This is a genomic window from Streptomyces sp. NRRL F-525 (assembly GCF_000716605.1).
Taxonomy (GTDB): domain Bacteria; phylum Actinomycetota; class Actinomycetes; order Streptomycetales; family Streptomycetaceae; genus Streptomyces.
Genome location: NZ_JNXE01000052.1, coordinates 24,113 through 37,977, shown reverse-complemented (window position 1 = coordinate 37,977; position 13,865 = coordinate 24,113). Strand labels below are relative to the sequence as shown.

Sequence of the window (13,865 nt, the reverse complement as noted above, 5' to 3'; positions counted from 1 at the left end):
GCGGACCGCTACTTCTGGAGCACCGACAGGTCCTCGTCCGTCTGCGGCACCGACACCGTCCCCCGGTCGTCGGGCAGCGTCTGGATCGTGAAGCCCGGGACGCCCTCCTCGGTCGCCGACAGCGTCCGGGCCGCGTACACCGGGCCGCCCGACTGCGGTTCGAGCGTCAGCGCGTAGGTGCCCTTCAGGCCTGCGGGGACCGGGAGTTCGACGTCCTCGGTGGTGCCGGCCTTGATCGTGTACGTCTTCGAGACGGGCGTGCCGCCGCCGCTGCCCGCGGACGCGGTGACCTTGACCGTGGCGGTGCGGGTGGGGGCGACCAGGGACAGCGTGGAGCCCTTGGCGCTGTTGTCGGCGGACGTCGCGCGCGTGCCGACCTGGCCGGTCGCCGGGATGAACGCCGTCTCCTGCTTGCTGCCCTTGCCCCGTACGACCTTCAGGGCGGCGACGATCGGCACGGACTGGTCGGTCGGGGTCAGGACCAGGGAGCCCGGGTCGCCGCGCGTGACGTCGCCCAGGTCGACGGCGGTCGTCATGCCCGCCTTCACGTGCACGGTCTCGTGCCCGGCCGGCGTGATCATCCCCGTGGGTGACGACAGCCGCACCTTCAGGTCGGCGTCCGAGTCGCCCGGTGTGAAGGCGATCAGCCGCACGGAAGTGGCGTCCTTCGGGATGCCCGGCATGACCAGGCTGCCCGCCGGGTCCGTGGACGCGGCCAGCCAGTCGCCGCCGAGCTTGGAGTCGAGGGCCTGCACGGACGCGCCGACCCGGCCGCTGCGCACGGTCACGTGCACGGTCAGGTCGGTCTCCGGGTCGTCGGTGAGCGTGGACAGCAGGATCGGCTCGCTGGCGTGCGGCTCGACCGTGATGCCCTCCCCCACCGTGGACTTGAGGTCGCCGTCCTTGCCGTAGAGCTCGATGTCGACGACGGCGGCGGAGTCGTCCGGGTTGGTGAGGTGCACGTAGTCGGTGCGGCCGGTGGCGGTGCTGGCGCCCGGGAACCAGAACTCGGTGTCCGGGGCGGTGCAGTTGACGCCCTGGAGGCCGCGTCCGTTGCCCGCGGCGACCTCGGTGGTCTCCTGGACGGACCAGCCGGGCGCGTACTTGCCCTCGGCGGTGCCGAGCAGGGCGGGCGCGTCGGCGCCGGAGTTGTCGCCGGTGGCCGGGGTGCCGGGGGCCTTCGGCTCCAGGACGGGCTTGGCGGGCTTCTTCTTGCTGCTCGTGCCGTCGCCCGACTCCTCGGTGGCCGACTGGAGTTCGGCCTTGCCGTCGCTGTCCGTGCCCTCGGTGACGGGCGTGAAGGACGTGTACGACGTGTCGGCGAGGTCCGAGGTGCTCGGCGCCGGGCAGAGCAGGCTGGTGCGCTCCACGGGCAGCTGAGCGGCCGCCTTGGCGGTGCCGGTGCCGGACGCGGCCGGTGCCTTCATCTCGGCGAACCCGGTGACGGCGGCGAGCGCGACCACGCCGGCGAGGAAGGACAGGGTGGGGCGGTTCACTGCTGGCTCCCGTCGGGGCGCTCGTCGCCGTGCGGTTGTTGCTGCTGGGCCGGGTCGTAGTTCGGGTCGTAGGCGGGGTCGTAGTTCTGGTCGTAGCCCTGGTTCTGGTCGTAACCCTGGTCGTACGTCGGGTCGTACGCCGGAGTCGCGGGCTGGCCGCCGTACGCGTACGGGTCGTACTGGCCGCCCTGGTAGGGGTCCGCCTGGTACGGCTGCTCGTAAGTGCCCGCCGGATACTGCTCGTTGGTCTGGTACTGCTGCTCGCCGCCGTAGGTGCCGTACTCGGCGCCCGCGTAGCTCGCCGCGTCCCACTCACCGTAGGACTGCTGCTGCGGGATCGCGGCGACGGCCTCCTCCTCCGGAGGAGGCATGGCGCCCGCGGCGAAGGCGTCGAACTGCCCGGTGTCCGCGGTCTCGTCGGTCTGGTCGGCGGTCTCGGCCTCCGCCTGTGCGCGCAGGCGGCGGGCCCTGCGGCCCTCGCCCGCGACGGCCTGGGCCGGGATCAGCTCCTCCTCGGGGAGGTCGTCGTCGATCTCACGGCGGCGGCCCGGGAGGGCGAGCACGACCAGGACGAGGGCGAGCGCGCCCTGTGCCCACAGCCAGGCGGTGTGCCCGATCGGGTCGTCGTAGGTGACGTCCAACGTGCCGCCCGAGGACGGGAGTTCGAAGCCCTGGGCCCAGCCGTCGACCGTGGTGCGGGTGAGCGGCTTGCCGTCCAGGGTGGCCGTCCAGCCCGCGGCGGCGGAGTCGGCGAGGCGCAGGATACGGCCGGTGGCGCCGGACGCGATCTTGGTGTGGATGTCGACGGGTCCGGCGGCGACGGGCTTCGGGGCGGCCGTACCGGCGACGATCGCCGCGCGGGAGACCTCCTCGTCGACCCGCCACAGGGCGCTGCCGTCGGCCTGGCTGAGCCTGCTGAGGCCGGGCGTGGCGTCCAGGACGCGGCTGACCTCGCGGGGCGCGCCCTTGTGGACGAGGACGTAGCGGACGGCGAAGCCGCCGAGTTCGTCGGCCTGGTCGGCGCCGGAGCCGGCGACGAGGTTGGCGACGACCTTGTCTAGCTTGGTGTTCTCGCCGTCCGCCGCGGCGAACTCGCCGTCTCCCATGCGGGCGCCGGAGCCGCGCACCAGCATGTAGCCGACGTGCGCGGCGGAGTCGCTGTCCAGGACGAGGGTGCGGGCCTGGTCCTGGGTGCCGCTCTCCTCGGCGACGAACGCGGGCACCTGGGTCGGGTCGTGGCGCTCCAGGGGGCCGTCGGCGCCGCGGAGCATCCAGCCTGCGGCGACGAGCAGCGGGCCCGCGGCCGAGGCGAAGGCGATCAGCACGGCCACCGGCTGGCGCCAGCCGAAGCTCTGCTCGGCCACGCGCGCGCGTGCCCCGTCGGCGCCGAGCGCGGCGGCGGCGAGGAGAGCGAGGCCGTAGACGAGGGTCGCGGGGCCCGCCCAGGTGGAGCTGTTGGACAGGATGGCGAAGACGAGGCCCACGAGGGCGACGCCCCAGGCCGTCCAGATGCCGAACTGACGCTCGCTGCGCAGCAGGGCGGCCAGCGCGGCCAGGACGATGCCGATGAGCATCAGGCCGCTGACCGTGCCGGGGCCGCCGGGGCTGGCGCCGAGCAGGTCGAGGGGGGACGCGGACCCGGAGCCGTACTCCAGGCCCGCCTGCTGGAAGAAGCCGAACGGGAGCAGGGTCAGCGACCAGGGCGCCAGGATCAGCAGCGGAGTGCCGTACTGGGCCAGGAAGCGCGGGCCGTAGCCGACGAGGTCGCCGCGGCGCACGGCCAGCAGCGCGACGCCCAGGAGCAGCGTGATGGGCCAGATGATCGGCGTGAAGGCCGTCGTGATCGTCAGGAGCAGGGCGTACGCCCAGGTGGCGCGCCAGCTGCCGCGGGCCCCGGAGGCGTGCGTGAGGCCGCTGGCCGCGATGCCCGCGCGGGCCATCAGCGGGAGCAGCACGGCGAGCACGGCGGTGCCGATGTGGCCGCCCGCGAGGGCACCGGTGGCGGCGGGCAGGAAGGCGTAGACGACGGCCGCCCACGCGCGCAGGAGGCGCGATTCGACGAGCGGGCGGGACGCGAAGTAGGCGGTGAACCCGGCCAGCGGGACCGAGGCGACCAGCAGGACCGTGACCGCGAAGCCGGTCGAGCCGAAGAGCAGCGAGGAGAGCATCGCGACGAGCGCGAGGTACGGCGGCGCGGACGGGGTGCCGCCGACGCCCACCGGGTGCCAGGAGTCCAGGAAGCGGGACCACAGCTCGCTGGAGTCGCCCGGGGCGGGCAGCAGCGCGCCGCCCGTGAGCGCGCCGCTGGCGAGCAGGCCCCGGCAGGCGACCAGGGAGACGAGCAGCAGCACCAGGAACAGCACCGGGCCCGGCTTGCGGGCGATGCGCTTCACGCGCGCGAACTGCTCGATCTCCAGGAAGTCCGCGTCGTCGCCGCCGGGTCCGGACTCGACGGCGCCGCCGTGCCGGCCGGCTCCGGAGGTGATCTCGGGGTCGGAGGTGTCGACGAAGCTTCCGGCCACCTGTTCGAAGGTGGCCCGGACGGTCGCGCCCGGCGGCGGGAACAGGGGCCGCAGTTCGGCCTTGTCGATCTGCGCTCCGGCGCGCCTGCGCCGCCCGGCGAGGATCCGCTCGGGGCGCAGCAGCGTCCCCAGGAGGCCGCGGATCTCGTCGAGGGCCTGTCCGGGGACCTTGCCGACGAGGTTGGCGACGGTCCGCAGCAGGGTGCCGACGACGACCCTGAAGAGGACCCAGGGCAGCACGGCCGTACGGCTGTTGACGAGCAGGGTGTAGACCGCGCCGGCCTTGTCGACCTTGTGCGGGGAGGCGACGGTGCGGCCCGCACAGTCGACCGCGCGGCGCTCGCGGGAGGCCGCCTCGGCGTGCCGTACGACCGCCTCGGGGGCGACCAGGACGCGGTGCCCGGCGGCGGTGGCGCGCCAGCACAGGTCGACGTCGTCGCGCATCAGGGGCAACCGGCGGTCGAAGCCGCCGAGTTCGTCGAAGATGTCGCGCCGGATCAGCATGCCGGCGGTGGACACGGACAGCACGGGCCGTACGTGGTCGTGCTGGCCCTGGTCCTGTTCGCGGCGGTCCAGGCCGGTCCAGCGGCGCCCGGAGTGGGCGATGGTGACGCCGACCTCCAGGAGCTGCCGCCGGTCGTACCAGCCGCGCAGCTTGGGGCCCACGACGGCCACGTCCTCGCGGCCCAGTTCGTACTCCTGGTCCACCACCCGCAGCAGCTGCGCCAGGGCGTCCGGCTCCGGGGCGGAGTCGTCGTGCAGCAGCCACAGCCACTGGACGGGCTCGCCGTACGGGAGGTCGGGCAGGTCGTAGGCGTCGTCGCGCCACGTGCGCGTGACGGGGTCCCAGCCGCTCGGGCGCTTCAGGTACGGCAGCTCGTCCGGGGTCAGCAGAGGCGACGTGCGGTTGGCCTCCTCGACGGCCTGGCCGAAGCCGGTGCGCCGGGCGAGGTGGAGCACGCGGTCGGCGCCGAGGGCGTCGGTGACCAGCTGGGCGGACTCGTCGGCGCTGCCGGTGTCGGCGGCCATGACGCTCTGCACGGGGCGCTCCTGGCCGAGCAGCCCGGCGAGCGCGTCGGGCAGCCAGCGGGCGCCGTCGTGGGAGACGAGCACCGCGGTCACCACGTGACGCGGGAACTCAGGAGTGGCAGCGTCGTGTTGGCCTGCCGTGTGGCTGTGCACGGACATCGAGGTACGGGCCCCGGTTCGATGGACTGCGGTGGACGCCCGAGTCCCGAGGGGACCGCGGTACGTCTCGGACGAGCGCCCACACTATCGGCTGGGCATGACGACGGCCCGCCGCCTGTGGATAACCCAGCTGCGACGGGCCGTTCGCTACGTCCCGAGGTATGTCCCGAGGTGTGCCGTCCGGCTTCAGACGGCGGCCTTCTTGAGCCGACGGCGTTCCCGCTCGGAGAGGCCGCCCCAGATGCCGAAGCGTTCGTCGTTGGCGAGGGCGTATTCGAGGCACTCGGAACGGACCTCGCACGCGAGGCAGACCTTCTTGGCCTCGCGGGTGGAGCCGCCCTTCTCGGGGAAGAAGGACTCGGGGTCGGTCTGGGCGCACAGCGCGCGCTCCTGCCAGCCGAGTTCCTCGTCCGCGTCGTCGACCAGCAGTTGCTGCACCAGCTCGGTCATGTGCGCCCCTCGTCTGTCTTTCGCGTCCCCGTGATGTGGCCGCCGTTACCGATGTCGGCTGAACGACACGAGTGAAATTACAAGTGTGCTGCTCCGGGCGAGTCAAGCCGAGATCTGCTATTGGGCCCCTTATTCACTCTGCGGAACCAAGGGCTAGCGGAAAGTGTTCAAATCGGCATAAACCTTGACAAGCAGAGGAGACCCCCCGAGCGCCTCCTACCCCGAGACGGAGCCTGTACGGGGGAGGACGCCCAGGAGTTCGATCTCGTTCCACTGGGGTTTGTGCGCCCGGTTGTGCGCCATGTGTCCCGGTAGACACCTGAACAAACCTTTCACCTCGGAGATGAACCGGATGAGGTGAAACATGTCCCACATACCGGGCGTCGAGTTGACAGTGCGGGTGTGAACCGATGTCCTTGTGGGCATGCTCGCGAACTTGGCACTCACCTCGACCCGCACCGCCGGGTCCCTCGGTGCTGCCCACGCTCGCTGTAGCTGTTGTTGCTGTTCCGGCTGTTGAGCCCACGCGCTCCAGCCGTACTTGCCTCTCTTCATCAGGTGACACCCAGCCCCCGCCGTTACTTACTTACGCCGAGGAACCACCGCACCCCCATGAACAGCGACAGCGACCTCCAGATCGCCGGCGACATCCTCGAAGTCCCGCACCTCCTCCAGCCGCCGCGCGAACACCCGTCCACCGTGGCCGAGTTCGTCGGCCTGGCGCGCTCCGTCGCGGCCGACCGCGCCCAGTGGGAGCACCTCGTCGAGTACGACGCGACGACCCGCTGGTACCACCGGCTGCGCACCGGCCCCGGCTACGAGGTGTGGCTGCTGTCCTGGGTGCCCGGACAGGGCAGCGGGCTGCACGACCACGGCCGCTCCTCCGGTGTGCTGACCGTCCTGGACGGCACGCTGACCGAGCGCACCGAACGGGGCACGCGCGCGTTGGGGGCGGGCGCGCAGCGGGTGTTCGCGCCGGGGTACGTCCACGAGGTCGTCAACGACACCCTGGAGCCGGCCATAAGCCTGCACGTCTACTTCCCCGGCCTGACCGAGATGCCGATGCACACGGCGTGCGCGCGGCGCACCGGGTCGGAAGCGGTCGACGCCGTGACTGCCTGAGACTGGCTGCCGCGTTGTCAGACCGGCCTGCAAGACTTGTCCCCATGCGCATTGTGGTTCTGGCAGGCGGTATCGGTGGTGCCCGGTTCCTGCGCGGTCTCAAGCAGGCCGTGCCGGACGCGGACATCACGGTGATCGGCAACACGGGGGACGACATCCACCTCTTCGGGCTGAAGGTCTGCCCGGACCTCGACACGGTGATGTACACGCTCGGCGGCGGTATCAACGAGGAGCAGGGCTGGGGTCGGGCCGACGAGACCTTCCACCTCAAGGAGGAGCTCGGGGCGTACGGGGTCGGGCCCGAGTGGTTCGGGCTCGGCGACCGGGACTTCGCCACGCACATCGTGCGGACCCAGATGATCGGCGCCGGGTTCCCGCTGAGCGCGGTCACCGAGGCGCTGTGCGACCGGTGGCAGCCCGGGGTGCGGCTGATCCCCATGACGGACGACCGCGTCGAGACGCATGTCGCCGTCGAGGTGGACGGCGAGCGCAAGGTGATCCACTTCCAGGAGTACTGGGTCCGGCTGCGCGCGTCGGTCGCCGCCGAGGCGGTCGTGCCGGTCGGGGCCGAGCAGGCCAAGCCCGCGCCCGGCGTCCTGGAGGCGATCGCGGAGGCGGACGTCATCCTCTTCCCGCCGTCCAACCCGGTCGTGTCCGTCGGCACGATCCTCGCGGTGCCGGGCATCCGGGAGGCGATCGCCGAGGCCGGGGTGCCCGTGGTCGGCCTCTCCCCCATCGTCGGGGACGCGCCCGTGCGCGGGATGGCCGACAAGGTGCTCGCCGCGGTGGGCGTCGAGTCCACGGCCACGGCGGTCGCCGAGCACTACGGCTCGGGGCTGCTCGACGGCTGGCTCGTCGACACCGTGGACGCGGCCGCCGTACCGGACGTCGAGGCTGCCGGTATCCGCTGCCGTGCCGTACCGCTGATGATGACCGACACCGAGGCGACCGCGCGGATGGCGCGGGAGGCACTGGCGCTGGCGGAGGAGGTGCGGGCGGCATGAGCGAGGTGGCACCGGTGGAGGGGTACCGGGTCTGGGCCGTGCCCGGGCTGCCCGAGGTGGCGGCCGGGGACGATCTGGCCAAGCTGATCGCGGCGGCCGAGCCCGGGCTCGTCGACGGGGACGTGCTCCTCGTCACCTCGAAGATCGTGTCCAAGGCGGAGGGGCGGATCGTCGAGGCGGCCGACCGGGAGGCCGCGATCGACGCCGAGACCGTACGGGTCGTGGCGCGGCGCGGGACGCTGCGGATCGTGGAGAACCGGCAGGGGCTGATCATGGCCGCGGCCGGCGTCGACGCCTCCAACACCCCTGCCGGCACTGTGCTGTTGCTCCCCGAGGACCCGGACGCGTCCGCGCGCGCGATCCGCGACGGGCTGCGGGACGCGCTCGGCGTCACCGTCGGCGTCGTCGTCACCGACACCTTCGGGCGACCCTGGCGCACGGGGCTCACGGACGTGGCGATCGGCGCCGCCGGGGTGCGCGTGCTGGACGATCTGCGCGGGGGTGTGGATGCCTACGGCAATCCGCTGAGCGCGACGGTCGTGGCCACGGCGGACGAACTGGCCGCCGCCGGTGATCTCGTCAAGGGCAAGGCTGCCGGGCTGCCGGTCGCCGTTGTGCGGGGGTTGCCGCACGTCGTGACCTCTGAGGATGACGAGGTGGGCGCGCGGGCCATGGTGCGGAGCGGGCGGGACGACATGTTCCGGCTGGGGACGTCGGAGGCGGTACGGGAGGCGGTGACCCAGCGTCGTACGGTGCGGGCCTTCACCGATGAGCCCGTCGATCCCGGTGCCGTACGACGGGCTGTCGCCGCCGCTGTGACCGCGCCGGCGCCGCATCACACGACGCCGTGGCGGTTCGTGCTGCTGGAGTCTGCCGAGTCGCGGACCTCGTTGCTGGATGCGATGCGGGACGCGTGGGTCGCGGATCTGCGGCGGGACGGGAAGTCCGAGGAGTCCATCGCGAAGCGGGTGCGGCGGGGGGATGTGTTGCGGGGGGCGCCGTATCTCGTGGTGCCGTGTCTCGTCATGGACGGGGCGCACGCGTATGGGGATGTGCGGCGGGACGGGGCGGAGCGGGAGATGTTCGTGGTGGCCGCGGGGGCGGGGGTGCAGAACTTTCTGGTGGCGCTTGCCGGGGAGCGGTTGGGGTCGGCGTGGGTTTCGTCGACGATGTTCTGCCGGGATGTTGTGCGGGGGGTGTTGGGGTTGCCGTCGGGGTGGGATCCGATGGGGGCGGTGGCTGTGGGGCATGCGGCGGCTTCGCCTGCGGCTCGGGCTGAGCGGGATGCGGGAGCTTTTATCGAGGTGCGGTGAAGCGCCGTTGGGGCTGGTCCTGGATGCGGGTGCGGGTTGTGTGTGGCTGGTCGCGCAGTTCCCCGCGCCCCTGAAGGGGCGCGCTGCAGCCTAGGCTCGTGACACCCTCAGACCTCTCACATCACCCTGGAACCTACCGTGGCCGGACGTTTTGTTCATCGGCCCACTCGTACGACTGTGCGGGGTGGGGATGTTGTCGTGCCTCGGCAGGGTGCCGAAGCGGGGCGGGTGCGGCGGTGGGTGCCGGACGGGGTGATTGATCTCGGGCTGGTGCTGGGGCCGTTGCGGCGGGGGCCCGGGGATCCGACGTTTCGGGTGGACTCGGACGGGGCTGTGTGGCGGGCCAGTCTTACGCCGGTCGGGCCGGGGACCTTGCGGGTGTCCGCGCACGGGGGTGTGGTGCGCGGGGAGGCCTGGGGGCCCGGGGCGGAGTGGTTGTTGGAGCGGTTGCCGGAGATGCTGGGTGCCGCTGATGATCCTGGGGCGTTTGTGCCCCGGCATCGGCTGGTGGCCGTCGCTCAGCATCGGCGGCCGGGGTTGCGGTTGACGCGGACCGGGCTGGTGCTGGAGTCGTTGATTCCGTCGGTGCTGGAGCAGAAGGTGACGACCGACGAGGCGTACCGGGCCTGGCGGTTGTTGGTACGGAAGTTCGGGGTGCCTGCGCCTGGGCCTGTGGGCGGGCGGATGTGGGTGATGCCTGCGCCTCGCGCGTGGGCGTTGATCCCGTCGTGGGAGTGGCATCGGGCCGGGGTCGACGACAAGCGGGCCTCGACGATTCTGCGTGCCGTACGGGTTGCCGCGCGGCTTGAGCAGGCGGGGGCGATGTCCGCGGAGGATGCGCGGGCTCGGTTGGAGGTGGTGCCGGGGGTGGGGGTATGGACGTCCGCGGAGACCGTGCAGCGGAGTCATGGGGCGGCGGATGCGGTGACCGTGGGGGATCTGCATCTGCCGGGGATCGTGGGGTGGGCGTTGGCCGGGGACCGGGACGCGGACGACTCGGTGATGTTGTCGTTGCTGGAGCCGTATGCGGGGCAGCGGCATCGGGCGGCGCGGTTGATTCTGCTGAGTGGACGTACGCCTGCGCGGCGGGCGCCGAAGATGCCTCGGGGTGACATCGGGGCGTTGTGAGGTGCCGGGGGGGGCGTCGGTTGCCGTCCCTGGGGGCTCCGCCCCCGACCCCCCAGGCCTATGCCCACCCACCACCCGACTCGGTAGGCCCAGAAGTACCGCACTACCGAGCCGATACACCCAGAAGGCACCCCCAGGCACCCCCAACCCCCTCACTGGTCAGAAGAGAACCGCACCGCCCCCGCCGGAATCCGCGCATCGCACCACACCCGCATGCCGTCGCGGAGTTCGTTGTCGGCGCCGATGATCGCGCCGTCTCCGATGACCGTGCCGGTGAGGACGGAGCGTTCGCCGACTCGGGCTCGGGTGCCGATGAGGGAGTCGGTGATGACCGCGCCCGGTTCGATGACGGCGCCCGGGAGGATCGTCGAGCCGAAGACCCTCGCGCCCTCCGCCACGAACGCGCCCTCGCCCACCACCGTGCCGCCCGTCAGCTTGGCGTCGGCGGCGACACGGGCCGTAGGAAGGACCAGGCGGTCGCCGCAGCGGCCCGGGATCGCGGGGGACGGGGCTCGGCCCAGGACCAGGTCCGCCGAGCCTCGGACGAAGGCCGCCGGGGTGCCGAGGTCCAGCCAGTACGTCGAGTCGACCAGGCCCTGCAAGTGGGCGCCGGCCGCCAGGAGGTCCGGGAATGTCTCCCGTTCCACCGAGACCGGGCGGCCCGCCGGGATCGTGTCGATGATCGAGCGGCGGAAGACGTAGGCGCCCGCGTTGATCTGGTCGGTGACGATCTCCTCGGGGGTCTGGGGTTTCTCCAGGAAGGCCAGGACCCTGCCCGTCTCGTCGGTGGGGACAAGGCCGTACGCGCGCGGGTCCGTGACCTTCGTCAGGTGGAGGGAGACGTCCGCGCCCGTTGTCTCGTGGGTGTGGACCAGGGCCCTGATGTCCAGGCCCGTCAGGATGTCGCCGTTGAAGATCAGGACCGGGTCGTCGGGGCCGGAGTGGAGGCGCGAGGCCACGTTGCGGATCGCGCCGCCCGTGCCGAGGGGCTCGTCCTCCGTGACGTACTCGATGTGGAGGCCGAGGGCCGAACCGTCACCGAAGTGCGGTTCGAACACCTCCGCCAGATAGGAAGTGGCCAGGACGATGTGGTCCACGCCCGCCGCTCTCGCTCTCGCCAGCTGATGCGTGAGGAACGGCACCCCCGCCGCCCTGACCATCGGCTTCGGGGTGTGCACCGTGAGCGGGCGCAACCGGGTGCCCTTGCCGCCGACCAGGAGGATCGCTTCTGTCACCTGTCGTCTCTGCTTCCTGCCGGGACCGGCCGAAGTGTTTTTTCGGCCGGCCAGTGTATGCAGACCGTGCACGCGCGCAGCCGTGTGTCCGTGCGGCCGCGCGCGTGTTCCGCAGACCCTTCCCGGCCCCCCTGTCGGTCCGCCCCGGTCAGCGGCCCTGGTACCGGGCCGACGTGGAACGGGCCGAGCCGAGCTTGCCGTAGAGCTGCCGTCCTGGGCACTCCGTGGCGAACCCGTCCCGATGGCCGGAGATCACATTGAGTCGTACGTTCTTTCCTTTTCGGTAGAGATTGCCACCACCGGACTTCAGGTATGTCTTGCCGCGCGGATTGACACCGTAGAGCCCGAGCTTCCACGCGGTGAGCCTGGCGATCGCGGTGACCGCCGCCGCGGACGGTTTGGCGCTGCCGAAGGTTCCGAGGACCGCGATCCCCATGCTGTCGGTGTTGAAACCGAGGGTGTGGGCGCCCATGACGGCCTTCGCCACTCCCCCGGCGCGGCCCTCGTAGATGGTCCCGCACTTGTCGACGAGGAAGTTGTAGCCGATGTCGCGCCAGCCGCTGCTCTTGACGTGGTAGCGGTAGATACCGCGAATGACGGAAGGCGCTTGCGAGCAGCGGTAGTTGTTGCCGGTCGCGGTGTGGTGCACGAAGGCCGCCTTGACCTTCTTCGTGTACACGAACCCCTTCTCCCGGAGCTTCTCGTCGGCGCCCCAGCCGTGCCGGGTGACGATCCGCGGGCGCGGGCCGATGTACGGCTGCGCCTTGTGGCCCAGGGCGACCAGTTCCCGTTCCGTGGCCTGCTTGCTCAGCGCCGGGAGCTCGGTGGCGGCGAGGTGGGCAGTCGCGGTGCGGTTGTGGTTGGTGGTTGCTCGGGCGCCCGCGGGTGGGGCCTGTGCCGCGCCCGGGTCCACCAGTTCCAGGTGCAGGCCGGTGGGGAGGAGGGATGGTTGTTCGTCCACGGCTCCTACGGTCCGTGTCTCCGCCGTGTTCGCTCTTACGCGTACGTCCGCTCCGTCCGAGTCGCCCACCCACAGCGGGGCCGTGGAGCCGTGGACGTGGCCGGAGTCGCGTTCGGCGGTGCCGGGGTCGGCGCCGTGGTCCTCGTTGTGGGTGTCGATGTCCTGCCAGCCGGACCAGTTGCCGGTGGCGGTGGCCCGGGTGCGGACCTGGACCTGGCCGCGCAGTTCGGTGCCGGGGTCGGTCCACGTGACGCCGACGAGGGAGAAGCGGTGGACGTCAGCGCGGGTGAGGCCCTGTTCGGGGGCAGCGCCCAGGGTGCGGTCGCGGGTACGGGGGGTGAGGGGCAGCGACTGGGTGCTGCCGGGGAGGTCCGGTGCGGCGGTCGTCGACGCGGGTCTCGCGCCGCTCGTCGACTGCGTCGCCGGTGCCGCGGACGGTGCCGCGGACGCGGGCAGGGTGAGCGGGAGGGCCAGTGCGGCCGCGCAGGTGACGCCGATCGAGGAAGCAAGGAATCCACGCATGCCCCTGATCCTGGACATAGTCATACATATCTGTCTATCCGGGAATTGACGGACCGTCGGCTGCGGTTCGTCCGAACCGGTGGTCCGGCACCCGGTGCGGGGGTGGGTGCCGGCGGGCGTCCCCGTACGCTTGCTCGGGTGAACGCCATCGATCGCACCCCTGCCGACCTGCTGCGTTCCGCGCTCGGCGCGGATCCCGGCCGTCCCCTGGTGACCTTCTACGACGACGCCACGGGGGAACGTGTCGAATTGTCCGTGGCCACCTTCGCCAATTGGGTGGCCAAGACCGCGAATCTGCTTCAGGGGGATCTTGGGGCCGGGCCCGGTGATCGGGTCGTCGTGTTGTTGCCTGCGCACTGGCAGACGGCGGTGTGGTTGCTGGCTTGTTCGTCTGTGGGGGTGGTCGCGGACGTGGGTGGGGATCCCTCCGGGGCCGACGTGGTGGTGAGTGGGCCGGAGTCCTTGGACGTGGCTCGGGCCTGTGGTGGGGAGCGGGTTGCTCTTGCCCTGCGGCCGCTCGGGGGGAGGTTTCCGCAGACTCCGGCCGGGTTTGTCGACTATGCCGTTGAGGTGCCGGGGCAGGGGGATCGGTTTGTCGCGTTCTCGGCGGTGGATCCTGGGGAGCCTGCGTTGGTCGTCGGCGGGCGGGAGTTCACGGGGGGCGAGGTTGTTGAGCAGGCTCGGGTCGACGGGGATGCGGGGGCTCGGGTGTTGTCCGGGCTGTCGTATGACACGTGGGAGGGGTTGAGCTCGGGGTTGTATAGGCCGCTTGCCTCTGGAGGGTCTGTGGTGTTGTGCCGGAATCTGGATCAGCTGAGCGAGGAGTCTCTGGCCAAGCGGGTTGAGAGTGAGCGGGTGACTGTTTCGCGCCTCTGAGAGGGGGTGGCGAGGGTTGTTTGGCGAGTGGCGGCCGGTGGGGGCTGG

General features: G+C 71.8%; 10 protein-coding genes. 5 read left to right on the top strand and 5 right to left on the bottom strand.

Annotated elements, in window-relative coordinates; genetic code table 11:
• Nucleotides 1–8: 8 nt before the first annotated feature.
• The 3 genes from OO69_RS44185 to OO69_RS44175 form a co-directional block, all read right to left on the bottom strand.
• Nucleotides 9–1,496, bottom strand: a complete 1,488-nt coding sequence (locus tag OO69_RS44185) for a DUF5719 family protein (RefSeq protein WP_033286653.1) — start codon at nt 1,494–1,496, stop codon at nt 9–11.
• Nucleotides 1,493–5,206, bottom strand: a complete 3,714-nt coding sequence (locus tag OO69_RS44180) for a glycosyltransferase family 2 protein (protein ID WP_106971226.1) — start codon at nt 5,204–5,206, stop codon at nt 1,493–1,495. Before OO69_RS44180 ends, OO69_RS44185 begins: the two co-directional genes overlap by 4 nt.
• A 186-nt stretch (nt 5,207–5,392) precedes the next feature.
• Nucleotides 5,393–5,656, bottom strand: a complete 264-nt coding sequence (locus tag OO69_RS44175) for a WhiB family transcriptional regulator (protein WP_003975777.1) — start codon at nt 5,654–5,656, stop codon at nt 5,393–5,395.
• 612 nt (nt 5,657–6,268) lie between these two features.
• Here OO69_RS44175 and OO69_RS44165 point away from each other — a divergent pair.
• The 4 genes from OO69_RS44165 to OO69_RS44150 all read left to right on the top strand — a co-directional run bounded on the left by OO69_RS44165 (nt 6,269) and on the right by OO69_RS44150 (nt 10,223).
• Nucleotides 6,269–6,778 (top strand): cysteine dioxygenase, encoded by a 510-nt coding sequence (locus OO69_RS44165; protein WP_033286650.1) that lies wholly within the window; start codon nt 6,269–6,271, stop codon nt 6,776–6,778.
• A gap of 44 nt (nt 6,779–6,822) precedes the next feature.
• Nucleotides 6,823–7,782 (top strand): 2-phospho-L-lactate transferase, encoded by a 960-nt coding sequence (cofD, locus tag OO69_RS44160; protein ID WP_033286649.1) that lies wholly within the window; start codon nt 6,823–6,825, stop codon nt 7,780–7,782.
• Nucleotides 7,779–9,095, top strand: coding sequence for a coenzyme F420-0:L-glutamate ligase (locus tag OO69_RS44155; RefSeq protein ID WP_033286648.1), 1,317 nt, complete (start codon nt 7,779–7,781; stop codon nt 9,093–9,095). The genes cofD and OO69_RS44155 overlap by 4 nt, the downstream gene beginning before the upstream one ends.
• 138 nt (nt 9,096–9,233) lie before the next feature.
• Entirely contained in the window at nt 9,234–10,223 is a 990-nt protein-coding gene (locus OO69_RS44150) for a DNA-3-methyladenine glycosylase family protein (protein WP_033286647.1), read from the top strand.
• A gap of 152 nt (nt 10,224–10,375) precedes the next feature.
• Here OO69_RS44150 and OO69_RS44145 read toward each other — a convergent pair whose 3' ends face one another.
• The gene (locus OO69_RS44145; protein WP_033286646.1) at nt 10,376–11,458 is read right to left on the bottom strand and encodes a sugar phosphate nucleotidyltransferase; all 1,083 of its coding nucleotides are present in this window, start codon (nt 11,456–11,458) and stop codon (nt 10,376–10,378) included.
• A 148-nt stretch (nt 11,459–11,606) separates the two neighbouring features.
• On the bottom strand, nt 11,607–12,941 hold the full coding sequence (locus tag OO69_RS44140; RefSeq protein WP_033286645.1) for a peptidoglycan recognition protein: 1,335 nt from the start codon (nt 12,939–12,941) through the stop codon (nt 11,607–11,609).
• 138 nt (nt 12,942–13,079) lie between these two features.
• Between OO69_RS44140 and OO69_RS44135 the strand changes: the two genes are divergently transcribed.
• Nucleotides 13,080–13,817 carry a TIGR03089 family protein gene (locus OO69_RS44135; protein WP_033286644.1) on the top strand — a complete coding sequence of 246 codons (738 nt, stop codon included), beginning with the start codon at nt 13,080–13,082 and terminating at the stop codon, nt 13,815–13,817.
• The last annotated feature ends 48 nt before the right edge of the window (nt 13,818–13,865 follow it).